The sequence below is a fragment of the Brucella sp. TWI432 genome, from assembly GCF_039674445.1.
GTDB classification, from domain to species: domain Bacteria; phylum Pseudomonadota; class Alphaproteobacteria; order Rhizobiales; family Rhizobiaceae; genus Brucella; species Brucella chromiisoli.
This window is the reverse complement of sequence record NZ_JBDJNL010000010.1, coordinates 18,236-32,740: the sequence shown is the minus strand read 5'-3', so window position 1 is coordinate 32,740 and position 14,505 is coordinate 18,236. Positions and strand designations below refer to the sequence as shown.

Here is a 14,505-nt window from a genome sequence, read left to right as displayed (position 1 = left end):
GGTGAGGTGAGGTTTTTAGAAATTGGGCCGCTATTGCGGCGATATCAGTAGAACTGTTCCAATAGGCTCAGGAAACGCTCGCTGTCTTTCACTGTGTCGGGCTTTGACTTCACAGATGAAATGGTCTTGTTGGCTGCGTATCGTGCAGAGCTGACGTATGTACCCATCCCCATGAACGAAAAATGTTTGAGGACGTGTTGCTTAAAGAATTCACGGTCTGGATGGTTTTGTTCGCTCATGACATCATCGATGTCTGAGAGTATGCCCCATGTGGAACGACGTTTGCCGTCGTTCTGAGGGCCTTGTATGTCTTGGATGTTAGACATTTGATCGGTTCTCCATTTCAAGGCAGATCAGTCCGAAATGGTTTCTTCGTGCCTTGGATGATCAGAATGTATCTAATAGCTACAGTAATTGTCAATGCTAAAAATTAGCAGAAAGCTACAAAATGTTATTGACGGAATGTAGCCGAAAGTTTTATTGATCACTGGCCGGATGAGTTTTGCGTTCCGGCGCACTATGGATCACCTACATTGAAAGATATGGTCTCACGACAAAGCGGTTGCCGGCCCCTGAAGCCGCCTCTGTGATGTTTGTGCAGTAGTTGGGAGCCGTGAAGTCTGCTCCATAGTGATGTGCTAGGACTCGGACGGTGTAGCTGGCTGGACAGTGTTAACAACCAGAGGGACTGACAAGCACAACGGGAGTGATAACCCGGTCAGTGAGGCTCCGATGCCAATAAAAATATCACCATGAACCGGATCGGCTATGCACCGCCATATGGTGTACCGGGGATGCGTAGAAACCTCATGACACTCAGTCGAGTGCTGGTTGCGCAGTAATCCACGGGTCGGTTTTTTCCGGTCCTAAAGGGATTACTGCATCATTTCCTATGAGCCTAGTCGTTGCTAGTTAAGAACTGGAAGCTATAACCAATTATAATTTATCTATATCACACGACTTTTTAAGAAGAGGTGCCGTAAGTGATGAGAACAATGCGCTGATTGTGACTTGAATATCGTCAGTCGATAGCTGCTCTCCGTCAATCTTAACGTGTATTTTTCTCCCTTGGCCGAGTGTATTTAAAAAGGTTTTTGTTTCGGATGTATTCATGCGCCCTTGGAATGATATAGTTCCGCTTGGCATCAATATCGGTTCAGCAGCAAGATCAAGGCTGTATATTGGCTCAGAGCGCGGAACATTAATTGCGATGCTTGTTGGCTTGTAATCACTGAGATCGGTGGTTATTGAATTTGTTTCAAATGTCCACGTCAACCGTTTGTCTTCGCAGGTCAGATAGGAAACAAGGGTTAACTCGTCCTGGTCCTTCATTACTGCTGTTACAACCAGATTGTCGGCGTTGTCGTTTCTGGCATACCATTGAGCATTTGCCTGAACTGATGTCATAAAAAAAGGCAGTAGTAGCGCTACTGCCTTTCCGCGATTTTTCATGGGCTTATTCCTTTTCTGGAGAACCTGCCATTACGATGTAATGCACAGAGATAACCCTGTCATGATCGAAGTCCAATTCTTTCGGCGGATTGAACTGGTCGAGCAGCAATTCTTCCTCGTTGTGCCTGATAAAGCGCTTAACATAGGCTTGAGGCACATCTGAATCGTCCGAGTGGATCTGCGCAACAACGTAATCGCCTTTTTTAACCCTTCTGGTGGGGTCAACAAAAGCAACTTCGCCATCTTCATATCTTGGAAACATTGAGTCTCCAGCGATAGAAACTGCATACGCGCCTTCAATCTTCGCGATTTGTGGCGGCGCGACAACCCAATAAAGAACAGTTCCGTTCATTGGAAACTGGCCTTCAACTCCGGCCACTGCTTGCCCATAAACCGGAAGCAGATTCGAACCGGACTGAGATAGGTCATTCAAAACCGTGCCGTTACCCTTCTCGCGAGGCTGCGGAATTTTTTGAGCTGATACCGGGACCCCGGCTCCAGCGCCCGTGAGAAGCCACTCTTCATCAATTTTCAAGTTTGCCAGAATATCTGGAATACGTTCAGACGGTAACGGTGAGTTTCCAGACTCCCAATTCGACAACGTAGTCCGTGTCACATTGAGTTTTCTTGCGAGTTGTACTTGGCTGAAATCGGCAAGTTGACGCGCTATTTTCAAACGCTCTCCCTTCGTCAGCGATGTATTGGCGCCCGACATGGAACTCGCGGGTCGAGTGTCCTCATTACTACCTTCCAGAAGCCACTCGGTCGTAGTTCCGAGCACTTTTGCAAGGTCTGGCAATCGATCAAGTGACGGCTTCGTTTTGCCGCTTTCCCAATTTTTTACACTTGGATGGCTGATACCGAGCTCATCGGCAACTTGACTTAATGTCAAACCGGCAAGCTTGCGAGCAGAGAAGATTCTTTCAGCGATTGTTGTCATGGTCATAATGTAGCTTTTGTCTACTAAAAATTCAATAATTTTGTTGCTTGACCAAAATGTAACTATCAACTACAGTTTGCACATGATTGATGAAGTCAAGAATGTAGTTGAGAAGGCTGGAGGCGTCCTTACGTTAGCCCGCGCACTCAACATCAAGCACCCCTCAATCTATCGCTGGACACGCATCCCGCCAGAGCATGTCCTAAAAATTGAAGAGGTAACAGGCATCCCATGTAGCGAACTTAGACCTGACATCTACCCCCCTGATCGATTCCCACCAAAAATCGAAACACAAGATTCATAAAAAGCCGACCACCGAAAGGCTCGAACCTTTCGATGGTCGACGGAGTACAGATCCAACGCCCAGCATTTCCACACGACAGGCGCGGGATTGAGCCCCAGAGGGCCAAGGCAGTTCTAGCCGGTCCTCATGATTTCTCAACCATGAAAATCAACCTTGCCGCCAGAATTCATGGGTGGCGACAGACCGATTGTAGGTATTGCCATGTCAAAGATTGGTGACAACTCGAAACTCACCCCCGGCGAATACGATGCACTATTGATGGACCGGGTCCGTAAGGAACTTGCCTATCAAGCCGAAATTGATGCCATCAACGTTAAACGTAAGGCAGACCGTAAGCAGACACAGAGCTACGGCATCACACTAGGCGAGCTCGATTTCACCTGCAAAACGCTTCAGGCTGAGGACAAAGACAAGGTTCTCGACGCGCATCGCCGCAGAAGCAATATCCTCGCTCTTTTGAAGCTAGCACCAGCTCAAGGCGACCTCTTTACGGACAGTCGACCGTACATCGATCAAGTATTTGATCAGGGTAAGGTTGCCGGTTTGGCCGCAAAAGATCGTACCTCCGAGTTTATGGATGGCTCTGACGAGGATCAGGCATGGCTTCGGGGCTATGACGAGGGCCAGAGTGAAGCGCGTGAAAATCTGCGCACTGCGATGGAAAAGCTCAACGCTGCTTCGGAAGGTGATTCCGAAGATGACGGCGGCGACGAGGAATAATCCATGTCATTCACCCCTGCTAAAATTGATCTGTCGAGTAAATCTCAGGTCGGGCTGGGGTCAGGCATCAAGGCGGGGATACGGGGTAAAGTTACCCCGCGCCTCTTCCTCACGGTTGCCAGACCTGTTGCCAAGGATCTCGGTCTCATTGACGGCACCCCGATCGAAGTCTTAATCGGAGAAAATGAGCACCACGGGCTTATCCGCTTTCGTAAGCATGAAAGTGGCTTAGCCTATGTGGAGGATGCCACCACTCGCGGAAACGGCTCCATGCACATCCGTCTGGGTCATCAGCCTTTGTTCGTTCTGCGGGCTGAGACAATCCAATCGTGCGAATGGCGCATGGTTGAAGATGGGTTCATCGAACTGAAGCTTCCCAAATGGGCCGGCGAGACGCGCAAGAGTAAGGTTGCCCCCGTCAAGAGTGGGTCTGCGAGCAAGCGCACAGTGAATGATGCTCAGGTTTCGATGTTGACTGTCCGCATTGAGGAGCAAAAGAGAGAGCGCCCACTGCCAAAGAAAAGCGTTGTGGTTCAATCCCCGCAACCGATGAAGGTCGTGACAAAGCGCCGGCCGGCAGAGCCTAATCCGATGCCTCTTCATGCTTACAAGCGAAAGCCTACGCTCGAAACGTTCCGCACGCCGCGATCAGAGGAGCGAACCCGCTCTTTGCTAGGAGATCCGGCACCAGGACGCTCTGCACTCGATCAACGTGAGGTTGGCAAATGATTGAAATCTTTGCCTGTCGCCTGATGCGTGGCGTCGCACTGGCGATGCCAATTCTCCCTTTCGTTCCTGGCCTTATCGCCCACTTTGGAGGCGTAAATTGACCGTTGTAGCTTCAAACTATGAACTCAAGCAAAACAGTTTCTATCCTACAGAAGCATGGGCAACTCGGGCCGTTTTGCAGGTTCTCCAGATCGGATCTGGTTTAGTCGTCTGGGAATGTGCCGCTGGGGATCACCAGATGGCCGATGTGATCGCTGAAACCGGTGCTGAGGTGGTGACAAGCGATATCGCCACCTACGGACCTGAGCATGATTTCGACTTCGATTTCTTGTCCGATAACGTGCCGTTTTTGGTTCCAGATGTCATCATCACAAACCCGCCTTACGGAAAGCAAAATCGGGAGGCCGTTAAGTTTGCTGAGAAGGCGCTCGCTCGATGCGATGGATATGTCGCCCTTTTGCTCACTGCAAAATTCGACTCCGGTAGTTCACGGAAGCATCTCTTCCAAGATAACAGCCGATGGGCCGCAAAGATTGTCCTGACTGATCGTATCAGCTGGGAAGGCAACGGCAAAACCGGCACTGAGGACCATGCTTGGTACATCTGGCGGCCTGCGATTGATCGAATGCATCGCGAGCCGGTGATTTACTACAAGGGTAGAGAAGAATGTGGCGGCCGGTAACGCGACTGCTCGCCCATCCAAATTGGTCTGGACATCAAAGTTATCTTGTCGATCAGACCATTGCCCTCTTCGAACGATGCGACGGTATAGGGCTTTCCAAAGAAACAATCATCCGATCAGTCGGATGCGAGAGTGTCGACCAAGACCCACTCTCAATCGAATTTCACAACACAATCATCAGATGCAACGAAGCGCTGAAGCCGCATGGCGTCGCACTCGTCAGAGACGCAGGTGCCCAGATATGGCGCCTGGGGGAGTTGGCTCAATGATCATTCTAGGACTCGATCAAGCACAGAACTGCGGTTTTGCAATCTACGACACTAACGCGCCACTCAGCGCAATCCGTGTCGGGGTGATCAAGGCAAAGCAGGCCAAGGGCGAAGAGTATGAAATTATGGCCCGAAGGCTCGGAAATGAACTGATGCAGCTTATCAAGCGAGAAAAGCCCGATGTCGTGGCAATGGAGCGACCGCTACGCCGTGCTCCTGGGTCGAACACAAAGACCAAGAAGGTCAAGTTCATGGGCGAAGAGCAGACCGTCGAGGGAGAAGGCGGCTATGGCGGCCTAAACGCGGTCATTTCATCAAATCAATTGGCGGGAGCTGTTGCAGGAGTCGTCGGCGCTTTCAATAAACCGCTCCTAACCTTGCCGGATTCCACGTGGCGTAAATCATTCCTTGGCATGGGAAGGCAAAAGGGGTGGGCGCGAGAAGATTGGAAACGCGCCTCTCGCCAGCGTTGTCGGGATCTCAAGATCACAGTCACGAATGATGACCAGGCTGAGGCCGTGGGAGTCGCGTTCGCTGCTTCGTGCGCACAAGAAATCAAAGCTATGATGTTGGGAGTGGCAAAATGAGCAACAAAAAATTTCCATCCGTAGTGAACGGACAAATCGGCGAAGGCTCAATCCAGACGGTCAACGCTCGCGAACTTCACTCATTCCTTGAAGTGACGACGCGCTTCAATGACTGGATCAATAATCGTATTCGCGATTTCGGATTTGTCGAAAATCAGGACTTTGTAACGCTTACTGAAAATTTAGTAAGCGGCGGCAAGCGTAAGGAATTCCATCTTTCTCTCGACATGGCGAAAGAGCTTTCGATGGTTGAGCGCAACGATAAGGGTAAACAGGCTCGCCAGTATTTCATTGAGTGTGAGCGCCGTGCGAAAGACCCGCTTGCAGCTCTCAATGACCCTGCCGCTATGCGCGGATTGCTGCTCTCTTACGCAGACAAGGTGATTGTTCTTGAAGCCAAGGTTGAGGACATGCAGGAAGATGTCACGGCCCACGAACGCCTGACAAAAGCCGACGGCTCGTTAACTCCAACTGAAGCCGCAAAGAACCTCGGAATTCGCCCGAAGGATCTCTTCTCGTGGCTATCCCGCAACCGATGGATTTACAAGCGTCTGAATAGCGCTGCATGGCTTGGCTATCAGGATAAATGCAATCAAGGTCTCCTGGAGCATAAGACGTCCATCATTCAGCGTTCGGATGGTTCCGAGAAAATCACAGAGCAGGTTCGCATCACTGCCAAGGGGCTTTCGGCCCTGTCAAAGCTCGCACCGAGTGGAGGCGCACAATGAAGTGGTCACCACAACAGGACCAGGCTCTCAAAGCCGTCGCAGATTGGTCCAAGACACCGCGCGGTAAGCCGTTCTTTTATTTAGGCGGATTCGCTGGAACCGGCAAAACCACGCTTGCACAGCATTTTGCTCAGAATATCGGTGCCGTCAGCTACGCAGCGTTTACCGGAAAGGCTTCTCTGGTTCTGCGTTCCAAAGGTTGCCGTGGCGCGCAAACGATTCACAGCTTGATTTATAAGACAAACGATGAGGATCAATCTGGCGAACCGAAATTTGCTCTCAATAGGGACAGCGAGATCCTGAGATCAAAACTCGTGATCATTGATGAGGTTTCAATGGTCAACGAAGATCTAGGAAAAGATCTGCTTTCGTTTGGCGTGCCAGTTCTCGTGCTTGGTGATCCAGCTCAGCTCCCACCAGTAAAGGGTGAGGGGTACTTCACGGCGGGAGAGCCTGATTTCATGCTCACAGAAGTACATCGGCAGGCGGGCGACAATCCAATCATCGCTATGTCAATGCAGATCCGTGAGGGCAAAAAGCTCCAGATCGGAACGTACGGTGAGAGCGAAGTTGTTCGGCGTTCCGATATCGATGCTGGTCGCGTCCTAAATGCAGATCAAGTGCTCGTTGGTCTCAATAAAACCCGTCGCGTCTACAATGAGCGCATTCGCGAATTGAAGGGATTTAATGGCGATTTCCAGCTCCAGGATCGCGTTGTCTGCCTGAAGAACGTGAAAGAAAAAGGACTCCTGAACGGAGGTATTTTCGAAGTTTCCAAGATCCTCAATCAGACCATGGATGAAACTGCGATGCACGTCACATCGCAGGACGAGGGAATGAAGAAGATCCCAATCAAGGTGACGACACACCACGCTTGGACACGTGGAACTGAGCGCGAATTGCCTTGGACAGAGCAGCGTAATTACGAACCGTTCGACTACGCCTATGCTCTTACCTGTCATAAATCGCAGGGCAGCCAGTGGGATAAAGTCATGGTTTTTGACGAAAGCCCCTGTTTCCGAGATGACGCAGCGCGCTGGCTCTACACCGCTGTGACGCGTGCAGCTCAACGAGTGGAGATCGTTCTATGAAGAACAGAGAGTTCTGGGAACGCGTTCGTGAAGTGTCCCTCATTGTTGCCGCCTGCTCGTTCGCCGTTTGGCTGGGCACTGTAGTTTTCATCCTCACGAGGGGGTGGTGATGGTTATGCACGAGAGAAACATCGAGCCGCAGATGCCTGACGGCATTGAAGCGGAGCAGGCGCTACTTGGCTCCCTTCTGATTAATAACGCCAATTATTGGCAAGTCGCTGGGTTTCTGAAGCCAGAGCACTTTGTCGAACCTCTTCATCAAGATCTATATGACACGATGGGGAAATTGATTGCAGAGAACCGGCCCGCAACACCGGTTAACATGCTGCCGTATTTGCCCACAAAGAGCATCAACAAGGATCTGTCAGTCACTCAATATGTTGCTCGCCTTGCCACGGAAGCAGTGACTTTCGGAGGGGCATACGACTATGGCCGTTGCATTCTCGAACTTTGGACCCGACGCCAAATTGTAGCGTTGGCCAAAGAGGCGGCGCAACGCGCTACGTGTCTGCCTGTCGATCAATCGCCAATTAAGTTGATTGCCGAATTCGCGGATGAGCTAACCCGGATCTCGCGTGAGGGTGATGAGAAGGCGGGTTCTGCAAAGTATGGTGTGCTGCTTCCGAAAGCCCTGGACCGTGTTGCCAAAGCAAGTTTGGGCACCAGAGCTAATATCCCTTGGTTCTTGCCTGAAATTGAAGACGTTGCAGGAAAGATCCGGCACGGCAATCTGATCGGCTTGATGTCGGACTCTGGCGGCGGAAAGACCAGCTTCAGCTTACAGCAATGCCGCCATGCAGCGATCCACGGTTTCAAATCTGCGTTCTTCTCGATCGAAGTAACGGACGAAGAAGCCGCCCTGCAAGCAGCTGCTCAAGCCAGCCGCATCAGCTTGGATCGTCTCGACTCCTATAGCATGGATACACGTGAGCTTGACCGGATCGAGAAAGAGGTAATGAACTCGGTCAACATGCAATTCGACATCGTTTCATTTTCGGACTGCACCTTGTCCGATATCCGGATCAAAGCCGAAGCAATGAAAAAATCAAAAGGCTTGGATCTGATCGTGATTGATCATGCAAAAATGATCAGTCTGCCCGGTAAGCCAGGTGAGCTTTTCGCGGAACGTGTGAACGCCCTGTATCGTGGCTTGAAGGGTATCGCTAAATCGCTCGATATCGCGATTGTTATCCTTATCCAACGCAACGAAGAGTGGAAGGGCCGTTGGAAGATTGGTGGTTCTATCCGGCCTATCAATGGTGATGCCTACGGCGGCGGCAGCGTTAAGCAGAACCTAGATGTCTGGGTCTCCTTGTTCCGTCCCGAACCACTGTATCAAGAGCTGATTTCAGTAGAGACGCGTGAATCAAAAAGAGATGAGCTGATTCAGCGATACGAGAAGAGCGTCGGCAAGGGTTGGCTAATCAATCATAAGCGCAGACGAGGCACGCCAGGTCGAACAAGCGAGATCATTTTCGAAGCCGAATACACGATGTTTACTTCGCCTGTACGTCACGACCAGGCTGAACTTGCGGGGGTACTGTCGTGAACCAATTTGCTTGTTATGCACGGCCGCTTCCTGGTGGCTCGTATTGGGCTATGACGCGGATGCCACGAGACGGACATCCCAAGCCGATTCTCGGGAAAGGTGCAAAGCCGATCATCTATCCGTCAAAAGAGGAAGCTCTGGCAGCTGCCGTTGCCAATCTCCTGAGATATCTGAACGGAGATTATCAAAGAGGCGGCGAGGTTCTTCTAGCACACCGCAAGAAGGCAGATGCTTTGTTCAAACCTGTCGGAAAATCGGTGAGGACATTGCCATGAAAAAGCCAACACGCAGACGTTGGAACAATGCCAAATCCGCCCATGTCGGATATTGGACCGGGAAGGGAAGGTCATCGCGCGAAATAGCTGAAATTCTGGCAGACGGCACGACTTCTCACACTATTCGTCGCCAGTGGTACAACTGGCACCTTCCAAGCCACGGCAAGGCCCAGAAGCTCGTGTTTGTGAACGTGCCAATGTCTTACCAGGATCGGCTCGTTATCAACCGTCGCGCCTTACGTATCGGTATATCGCCAGAAGAATTCATCCGTCGTGTCGCCCTATGCGCTGCCAAGGACGATCTCTATCAAGCGGTTACCGATGGAAGGTTCAGCAAATGAATGATCACTTGTGGGACGGTAAAATGGTGCGCCTGGCGCTCGTTAAGGCATGGACGATTGAAGAGGCGATTGGCGGAAGCTGGAAGCCAAGAGGCGGAAAAGGTTTCTGGCCTGAGATGGTGAATGAAGATCCAATTTGGGCCCAGCCAAGTGCTCAAGAGAGGAGGAAAACGGTCTGGAAGGCACATGAGATAAGTCAAAAGGATCTCGTGCTTTATGGCAATTCAGCCGTTGATGCTTGGCCCAGACTACTGAATGGCGAACCGGGCTACAAACGCTGCTTGATGCTGGCCGTTATTTGGGATGTACGAAAAGCTTATGCAAAGACTGCCTGCAAACGAGCAGGAATCGCATATTCGACATTTCGCCGCCAGCGCGACAACGGTGCAGATAAAATAGCAACAATACTCAATCAGGCAGGCATTGCCGTTTGGTGAAAGGGGGCGGGAAACCGCCCCTTTCTGTTTCCCAATCTATTGAATCCAAAAGAATAAAGTGATTAGCGTTAACGACAAGAACCCACAGCATAAGAAGAAGCGTAAAGCATATCTCGGCTTTTTGTCGTTCCGCAAGTCGCTGATCTCATTCAGCGGCGCTAAAATCTGCGACCAATTTGCTGGCTCTGGTGAAGCTTTCACGTCGACATTTAAAGGATTCTGTCCTCGCTTGATCAGCATGCGATTGCGGAACATTCCTGCCTGCTCATAATCCGGTACAACTTTTGTGAATTTCAAATAGACATCAGATCGCTGAAGCAGTTCGTTTCGCGCAGTTTGGCTGATCGGCCCGACTTGGCCTCGCGGCGGTAGAATACGGATACGCTCAACGGGCGAGGGGATATTACCTTCCGACATTACCGAAACCAAAGCTTCACCAATTCCCATTGAGATAATTGCTTCCGCTGTATTCACCGCCGTATTCTTTCGAAAAGCTGCAACGGTGGCTTTCACCATGCGCTGGCTTGACGGTGTGTAGGCGCGCAATGCATGCTGAATTCGTGTTCCAAGCTGGGCAAGCACTGTTTCAGGAATGTCGGCCGCTGCCTGCGAGGCAAAGAAAACGCCAACACCTTTCGAGCGAACCAGTCGCACCAAGCGTTCGATGCTTTCCAGCAATGACTTAGGCGCATCTTTGAACAGCAGATGCGATTCATCGAAGAAGAAAACCAGCTTCGGCTTGCCCAGGTCACCAACTTCCGGCAATTCCCTGAATAGCTTTGTCAGAAGGAACAGCAACAGCGTTGCGTAGGCGCGTGGCGCTTCGATTAGCTGGGTTGCATCAAGAAGGTTCACAAAGCCCTTGTGTGAGCTGTCCTGGCGCAGGAAGTCGGCAATTTCGAACGGTGGCTCACCAAACAGCTGATCAGCACCTTGAGCCTCCAGCGCAAGAATATTGCGCTGTATGGCCGATATCGAAGATGCGGTCACGTTCCCATAACGCCGGCTGACGTCTTCACGCTCTTCGAGCATTGCATTCAGTGACCAGCGCAAATCGTTAAGTGTGAGCAGATAGCTCTTTTCGTCTTCAGCGATGCGGAAAGCTATTTCGAGCGCGCCAGCCTGCGTCTGATTTAATTGCAGCATTGTCGCCAGCAGATGAGTTCCCATTTCCTGCACAGATGTGCGAATAGGAGCTCCATGCTCGCCGTAAATATCCCACAATTGAACCGGGCACGCGTCTGGGGTGTAAGAGCCGACCATTTCGGCATAACGGTCAGCAATAGCACCTGGCTGGCCTTTTACGGCGATTCCAGAGAGATCGCCTTTGATGTCGGCGGCAAAGACTGGCACGCCAGCGCGGGAAAACTGTTCAATCATTGCCTGCATTGTCACCGTCTTGCCGGTGCCAGTGGCTCCAGCAATGACGCCGTGACGGTTTGCCAATTTGAGCGGCAGGGAAACGAGCTGATTGAGGCTGGTTTGTCCGATATTTATATGCATTCGGTTTTTCCTTTCGGTCGTGGCGCATGCGCCGGTTTTAGTTTCTGTCGTACAAGATGTGGGTAAATGCTTCGGCCATCGCAATGTCAGGGTGAGTGTCCCTTTCATTCTCGGGCAGCAGCCGATTCGCCAGTGCTGCGAGGCGTTTAATCAATTCTCCACATTCATCCACCTGGACAACACGGAAGCCTTCATCCTCAAGAGTGTGAACTACGGTTAGTGTCGCCGCTGTCGGGGCGCGCGTGTATGCGCTTAGGGCTTCCGATATGCATTCTAAGCTGTTGCCGGGCATTATCATGATTTCTATTCCCCAAATTTAGCGCGCCTCGCTTCAGTTCGTGGAACGCTATTTTCTCTTTCGGCGTCGGTCCACTCTGCTGCTATTTCTAGCATTGGCTGGACCATTCCGGGGTTATCGGCGAGAAATTCAACGATAACGATTTCAGCTAAGGTTGGGCCTGATACGTCTTCGCCAGTTAGATACCGGTGAGCCTGTGCCCTGTGCCTACCTGTCAGCTTCACGAAGTCGTCAAGCGTAATCCCTGCATCGTTCAGAGCCTCACTGAAATCCTGCGGGCTCATGTTCTTTTTATATACTTTGTATGCCATCCCGTTTCCTTTTAGTTGGCGATTTCAATCCGGATCAGCCCAGCTTACAATTTCAATATCACCTTTGGCGATTCCAAGAACCCGAATAGTCTGGGTGTTAGCCTTCCAATCATTGGCGCATTGTTCGACTCCAAGGTCTTCAGCCTCATCGGAGTCCGTGGCAATGACGGTGGAAATCCAAGTTGTTCCGCCGCCGTCAGCTTGCTGGCAAAAAACGGTGAACGGTAATTGGTCGCCCCAAGGTGTTACGGTGATTGTAGCGGTGTCATTTGCATCGGGTTCGCCATCTGGAGTGCGATCTTCCGCTGTGAACATTCCAACGCCTTGCGCAGCAATTGAAATCGGGTCATTCCCGCGTGCTTGTGCTAGATGCAGCACATTGCAAATCAGATCGGCAATGTCGTCCGATATGTCGCTGTCATACCGGAAGATTTCGCCTTTCTCTGCGCAAAAGGCTTCAAGGGCGGGGATAGTGCTTGCTGCCCGTTCTGCATTATTCATGATTGTATCCTTTCGGTCGTGACGCTTTGCGTCGTGGGGTTTTAAGAAGTGTTCGGGAATGGCGCGCATGGCTGTACGTAGTCTAGCCGCGGCGAACGTTCCAATCTAAAGGGGGCGGAGGTGCCACTTCTTCAACGTCTGCAATATCGAATGACTCGGCGTCAGCGATTGTTATTGCAGGGGATAGGCTCCTGTCGGGTAGACAAGGATTGTCGAACGCAAGCCCACAAAAAAGATCACGAGAATCGCCCATTATCTCAATGTCGCAGTTGCTGAACTCTCGCGCTTTCGAATAGGCCATGTCAGCGTTATCTGCCTTTATGTAGGCGGTTGCATAGATCGTAATCGGCACGGAAAAGATTTTCATTCTGAGCCTCCCATGCCGCATGTGATGCAAATCCCACTTCCATCTTGCGCGGTTTCCCCGCAGTTATCGCAGCGCCAGATATTGTCTTCTTCTTCCCATTCCCCGCCCATGTCTTGTGTGTCGATAGCGTCGGGGCAGAGCTGGCCTTTGTATTTCGGCTTGAAAGTGGCGCATGTGCCGCCAAAGTCTGAGCCTTCAAATGTTGCAGGTCCAAAACTCACATCGAGCGCCTGAGCAATTGTCTCGGCAATTTCGTTTCCAAGTGCTTCAACCTTGCCAATAAAATCAGATGCAAGCGGGTGGTCGATATCGTCGAGCACTTCAAGCATTTCATCGATTTTGAGAACTTTGCTCATCGCTCCTCTCCTCCGATTTCTTCGGAATCGAATGGCTCTGTTTCAGCATTGCATCCGGGGCAACGGTCGTTACACATGCAATTCCATTCGTCATCCCATTCGGTGTCACATTCATCGCAGCGGTAATGGTTGAGGTAGATAGTGTCGCCCTCTTCATTGTCGGGAAGAGCTTCGAACCCCGGCCCATAGCATTTCTCACACAGCAATTCGGTAAAGTCGCAACCACGATCCGCCGCATATCTCAGCATGTGGTTCTGACCGAAAAAGAGCTTTACAAGCCATAGCCAGGGCGTAAGTCTTGGCTTTGCATCTAAGCGATTGAGCGAGAAAACTCCCCCGCACTTCTGACAGTCGGCGTTCATCGTGTCGTCTCCGTCTGTGCAATAAGACGCGGTTGAACCGGCTGCATGCTGGTGGCCACGGATGCCCAGAGTGTGAAAACGGTCACGAAGGAAACAACAGCGCAAAGGCTGATAAAATCGCGGATCATTGTTTTTCTCTTTTCAGTCGTGCGCTAGAGCGCGGGGTTAATTCAGCAAACTACAGAGGCGGGCAGGCCGCTTAGGCGGGATAACTCCGCCAAGATGAGACAGCCGCCGAAGAATTTCGGAATGTCGGTAATTGCTTCGGCTAGCCCCTCATGGTCGCGAGCGTAGACCGTGAAGAATTCTGCCTCGTCGCGCTGCAAGCATCCGATTGTGAACTCGTCGCCTGTTTCGTCGGTCTCGGTGCAGCAGCCACCCAGTTCCAACGCGGCAAAGTCGCACCATTTCGGCTCAGAGTAATCCGTGCAGCAATTGAAAAGCTGGTCTTTTGTAAATTTCAGCATGTCACCACCATCAAGCGTAGATAATCAAGTTGTGCTGGCCGCAATGCCTGCCAGATAGTGAAATGGTCCAGTTCGGCGAGTTGTGATGAAGTCGGGGGCGATCCAAGGCTAAGGCGCAACGAATAGCGCGCGCTTCTTTTGGGCCAATCGTTTCGGCCTGAATCCACACTGCATCAAATTGATCGCGGATTGCGTTGCGGGCATTGTCTAAATCTTCACGGTTGCCGATTTGCATG

The 14,505-nt window shown here is 51.2% G+C and carries 23 protein-coding genes; 11 read left to right on the top strand and 12 right to left on the bottom strand.

The window, feature by feature from the left end; translation table 11 throughout:
* Positions 1 to 44 precede the first annotated feature (44 nt).
* From ABE527_RS14325 to ABE527_RS14315, 3 genes are all read right to left on the bottom strand, one after another.
* Complete coding sequence (locus ABE527_RS14325; RefSeq protein WP_499697313.1) at positions 45 to 326, bottom strand: hypothetical protein; 282 nt, start codon at positions 324 to 326, stop codon at positions 45 to 47.
* A 610-nt stretch (positions 327 to 936) separates the two neighbouring features.
* Complete coding sequence (locus tag ABE527_RS14320; protein ID WP_499697312.1) at positions 937 to 1,452, bottom strand: hypothetical protein; 516 nt, start codon at positions 1,450 to 1,452, stop codon at positions 937 to 939.
* Between the two features lie 4 nt (positions 1,453 to 1,456).
* Positions 1,457 to 2,398: an XRE family transcriptional regulator gene (locus ABE527_RS14315; RefSeq protein ID WP_499697311.1), complete on the bottom strand. Its 942-nt coding sequence runs from the start codon at positions 2,396 to 2,398 to the stop codon at positions 1,457 to 1,459.
* A gap of 76 nt (positions 2,399 to 2,474) precedes the next feature.
* On the opposite strand from ABE527_RS14315, the gene ABE527_RS14310 reads away from it, so the two are divergent.
* The 11 genes from ABE527_RS14310 to ABE527_RS14260 all read left to right on the top strand — a co-directional run bounded on the left by ABE527_RS14310 (position 2,475) and on the right by ABE527_RS14260 (position 10,104).
* Complete coding sequence (locus ABE527_RS14310; protein WP_499697310.1) at positions 2,475 to 2,696, top strand: transcriptional regulator; 222 nt, start codon at positions 2,475 to 2,477, stop codon at positions 2,694 to 2,696.
* 201 nt (positions 2,697 to 2,897) lie between these two features.
* Positions 2,898 to 3,416, top strand: a complete 519-nt coding sequence (locus tag ABE527_RS14305; protein ID WP_499697309.1) for a hypothetical protein — start codon at positions 2,898 to 2,900, stop codon at positions 3,414 to 3,416.
* A 3-nt stretch (positions 3,417 to 3,419) separates the two neighbouring features.
* Positions 3,420 to 4,145 carry a hypothetical protein gene (locus ABE527_RS14300; protein ID WP_499697308.1) on the top strand — a complete coding sequence of 242 codons (726 nt, stop codon included), beginning with the start codon at positions 3,420 to 3,422 and terminating at the stop codon, positions 4,143 to 4,145.
* A 97-nt stretch (positions 4,146 to 4,242) separates the two neighbouring features.
* Positions 4,243 to 4,827, top strand: a complete 585-nt coding sequence (locus tag ABE527_RS14295) for a class I SAM-dependent methyltransferase (RefSeq protein WP_499697307.1) — start codon at positions 4,243 to 4,245, stop codon at positions 4,825 to 4,827.
* A gap of 265 nt (positions 4,828 to 5,092) precedes the next feature.
* Positions 5,093 to 5,683 (top strand): RuvC family protein, encoded by a 591-nt coding sequence (locus ABE527_RS14290; RefSeq protein WP_499697306.1) that lies wholly within the window; start codon positions 5,093 to 5,095, stop codon positions 5,681 to 5,683.
* Positions 5,680 to 6,411 carry a phage antirepressor KilAC domain-containing protein gene (locus tag ABE527_RS14285; RefSeq protein WP_499697305.1) on the top strand — a complete coding sequence of 244 codons (732 nt, stop codon included), beginning with the start codon at positions 5,680 to 5,682 and terminating at the stop codon, positions 6,409 to 6,411. Before ABE527_RS14290 ends, ABE527_RS14285 begins: the two co-directional genes overlap by 4 nt.
* Positions 6,408 to 7,502 carry an ATP-dependent DNA helicase gene (locus ABE527_RS14280; protein ID WP_499697304.1) on the top strand — a complete coding sequence of 365 codons (1,095 nt, stop codon included), beginning with the start codon at positions 6,408 to 6,410 and terminating at the stop codon, positions 7,500 to 7,502. The genes ABE527_RS14285 and ABE527_RS14280 overlap by 4 nt, the downstream gene beginning before the upstream one ends.
* Before the next feature lie 109 nt (positions 7,503 to 7,611).
* Positions 7,612 to 9,051 (top strand): DnaB-like helicase C-terminal domain-containing protein, encoded by a 1,440-nt coding sequence (locus tag ABE527_RS14275; protein WP_499697303.1) that lies wholly within the window; start codon positions 7,612 to 7,614, stop codon positions 9,049 to 9,051.
* The gene (locus ABE527_RS14270) at positions 9,048 to 9,326 is read left to right on the top strand and encodes a hypothetical protein (RefSeq protein WP_499697302.1); all 279 of its coding nucleotides are present in this window, start codon (positions 9,048 to 9,050) and stop codon (positions 9,324 to 9,326) included. Before ABE527_RS14275 ends, ABE527_RS14270 begins: the two co-directional genes overlap by 4 nt.
* Entirely contained in the window at positions 9,323 to 9,667 is a 345-nt protein-coding gene (locus ABE527_RS14265; protein ID WP_499697301.1) for a hypothetical protein, read from the top strand. Before ABE527_RS14270 ends, ABE527_RS14265 begins: the two co-directional genes overlap by 4 nt.
* Positions 9,664 to 10,104, top strand: a complete 441-nt coding sequence (locus tag ABE527_RS14260; RefSeq protein WP_499697300.1) for a hypothetical protein — start codon at positions 9,664 to 9,666, stop codon at positions 10,102 to 10,104. Before ABE527_RS14265 ends, ABE527_RS14260 begins: the two co-directional genes overlap by 4 nt.
* Positions 10,105 to 10,140: 36 nt before the next feature.
* Here the strand turns inward: ABE527_RS14260 and ABE527_RS14255 are convergent, their stop codons facing one another.
* From ABE527_RS14255 to ABE527_RS14215, 9 genes are all read right to left on the bottom strand, one after another.
* Complete coding sequence (locus ABE527_RS14255; RefSeq protein ID WP_499697299.1) at positions 10,141 to 11,607, bottom strand: helicase HerA-like domain-containing protein; 1,467 nt, start codon at positions 11,605 to 11,607, stop codon at positions 10,141 to 10,143.
* Between the two features lie 303 nt (positions 11,608 to 11,910).
* Positions 11,911 to 12,216: a hypothetical protein gene (locus tag ABE527_RS14250; RefSeq protein WP_499697298.1), complete on the bottom strand. Its 306-nt coding sequence runs from the start codon at positions 12,214 to 12,216 to the stop codon at positions 11,911 to 11,913.
* Positions 12,217 to 12,240: 24 nt separating this feature from the next.
* Positions 12,241 to 12,717 (bottom strand): hypothetical protein, encoded by a 477-nt coding sequence (locus tag ABE527_RS14245; protein WP_499697297.1) that lies wholly within the window; start codon positions 12,715 to 12,717, stop codon positions 12,241 to 12,243.
* Between the two features lie 82 nt (positions 12,718 to 12,799).
* Positions 12,800 to 13,084 carry a hypothetical protein gene (locus ABE527_RS14240; RefSeq protein WP_499697296.1) on the bottom strand — a complete coding sequence of 95 codons (285 nt, stop codon included), beginning with the start codon at positions 13,082 to 13,084 and terminating at the stop codon, positions 12,800 to 12,802.
* The gene (locus ABE527_RS14235) at positions 13,081 to 13,440 is read right to left on the bottom strand and encodes a hypothetical protein (RefSeq protein WP_499697295.1); all 360 of its coding nucleotides are present in this window, start codon (positions 13,438 to 13,440) and stop codon (positions 13,081 to 13,083) included. Before ABE527_RS14235 ends, ABE527_RS14240 begins: the two co-directional genes overlap by 4 nt.
* A complete protein-coding gene (locus ABE527_RS14230; protein WP_499697294.1) occupies positions 13,437 to 13,802 on the bottom strand; it encodes a hypothetical protein in 366 nt (121 codons plus the stop codon). Before ABE527_RS14230 ends, ABE527_RS14235 begins: the two co-directional genes overlap by 4 nt.
* On the bottom strand, positions 13,799 to 13,930 hold the full coding sequence (locus ABE527_RS14225; protein ID WP_499697293.1) for a hypothetical protein: 132 nt from the start codon (positions 13,928 to 13,930) through the stop codon (positions 13,799 to 13,801). The genes ABE527_RS14230 and ABE527_RS14225 overlap by 4 nt, the downstream gene beginning before the upstream one ends.
* 42 nt (positions 13,931 to 13,972) lie before the next feature.
* Complete coding sequence (locus ABE527_RS14220) at positions 13,973 to 14,269, bottom strand: hypothetical protein (RefSeq protein ID WP_499697292.1); 297 nt, start codon at positions 14,267 to 14,269, stop codon at positions 13,973 to 13,975.
* Positions 14,270 to 14,279: 10 nt separating this feature from the next.
* Positions 14,280 to 14,504: a hypothetical protein gene (locus ABE527_RS14215; protein ID WP_499697291.1), complete on the bottom strand. Its 225-nt coding sequence runs from the start codon at positions 14,502 to 14,504 to the stop codon at positions 14,280 to 14,282.
* Between the last annotated feature and the right edge of the window lies 1 nt (position 14,505).

What these genes read in the sequence shown, in the direction of transcription:
- ABE527_RS14260 (WP_499697300.1), top strand. Translation starts at nt 9,664, where the DNA reads ATGAATGATCACTTGTGGGACGGTAAAATGGTGCGCCTGGCGCTCGTT.
- ABE527_RS14320 (WP_499697312.1), bottom strand. Translation starts at nt 1,452, where the DNA reads ATGAAAAATCGCGGAAAGGCAGTAGCGCTACTACTGCCTTTTTTTATG.
- ABE527_RS14285 (WP_499697305.1), top strand. Translation starts at nt 5,680, where the DNA reads ATGAGCAACAAAAAATTTCCATCCGTAGTGAACGGACAAATCGGCGAA.
- ABE527_RS14325 (WP_499697313.1), bottom strand. Translation starts at nt 326, where the DNA reads ATGTCTAACATCCAAGACATACAAGGCCCTCAGAACGACGGCAAACGT.
- ABE527_RS14220 (WP_499697292.1), bottom strand. Translation starts at nt 14,269, where the DNA reads ATGCTGAAATTTACAAAAGACCAGCTTTTCAATTGCTGCACGGATTAC.
- ABE527_RS14240 (WP_499697296.1), bottom strand. Translation starts at nt 13,084, where the DNA reads ATGAAAATCTTTTCCGTGCCGATTACGATCTATGCAACCGCCTACATA.
- ABE527_RS14235 (WP_499697295.1), bottom strand. Translation starts at nt 13,440, where the DNA reads ATGAGCAAAGTTCTCAAAATCGATGAAATGCTTGAAGTGCTCGACGAT.
- ABE527_RS14275 (WP_499697303.1), top strand. Translation starts at nt 7,612, where the DNA reads ATGGTTATGCACGAGAGAAACATCGAGCCGCAGATGCCTGACGGCATT.
- ABE527_RS14230 (WP_499697294.1), bottom strand. Translation starts at nt 13,802, where the DNA reads ATGAACGCCGACTGTCAGAAGTGCGGGGGAGTTTTCTCGCTCAATCGC.
- ABE527_RS14250 (WP_499697298.1), bottom strand. Translation starts at nt 12,216, where the DNA reads ATGGCATACAAAGTATATAAAAAGAACATGAGCCCGCAGGATTTCAGT.
- ABE527_RS14215 (WP_499697291.1), bottom strand. Translation starts at nt 14,504, where the DNA reads ATGCAAATCGGCAACCGTGAAGATTTAGACAATGCCCGCAACGCAATC.
- ABE527_RS14315 (WP_499697311.1), bottom strand. Translation starts at nt 2,398, where the DNA reads ATGACCATGACAACAATCGCTGAAAGAATCTTCTCTGCTCGCAAGCTT.
- ABE527_RS14300 (WP_499697308.1), top strand. Translation starts at nt 3,420, where the DNA reads ATGTCATTCACCCCTGCTAAAATTGATCTGTCGAGTAAATCTCAGGTC.
- ABE527_RS14265 (WP_499697301.1), top strand. Translation starts at nt 9,323, where the DNA reads ATGAAAAAGCCAACACGCAGACGTTGGAACAATGCCAAATCCGCCCAT.
- ABE527_RS14225 (WP_499697293.1), bottom strand. Translation starts at nt 13,930, where the DNA reads ATGATCCGCGATTTTATCAGCCTTTGCGCTGTTGTTTCCTTCGTGACC.
- ABE527_RS14255 (WP_499697299.1), bottom strand. Translation starts at nt 11,607, where the DNA reads ATGCATATAAATATCGGACAAACCAGCCTCAATCAGCTCGTTTCCCTG.
- ABE527_RS14290 (WP_499697306.1), top strand. Translation starts at nt 5,093, where the DNA reads ATGATCATTCTAGGACTCGATCAAGCACAGAACTGCGGTTTTGCAATC.
- ABE527_RS14305 (WP_499697309.1), top strand. Translation starts at nt 2,898, where the DNA reads ATGTCAAAGATTGGTGACAACTCGAAACTCACCCCCGGCGAATACGAT.
- ABE527_RS14245 (WP_499697297.1), bottom strand. Translation starts at nt 12,717, where the DNA reads ATGAATAATGCAGAACGGGCAGCAAGCACTATCCCCGCCCTTGAAGCC.
- ABE527_RS14310 (WP_499697310.1), top strand. Translation starts at nt 2,475, where the DNA reads ATGATTGATGAAGTCAAGAATGTAGTTGAGAAGGCTGGAGGCGTCCTT.
- ABE527_RS14280 (WP_499697304.1), top strand. Translation starts at nt 6,408, where the DNA reads ATGAAGTGGTCACCACAACAGGACCAGGCTCTCAAAGCCGTCGCAGAT.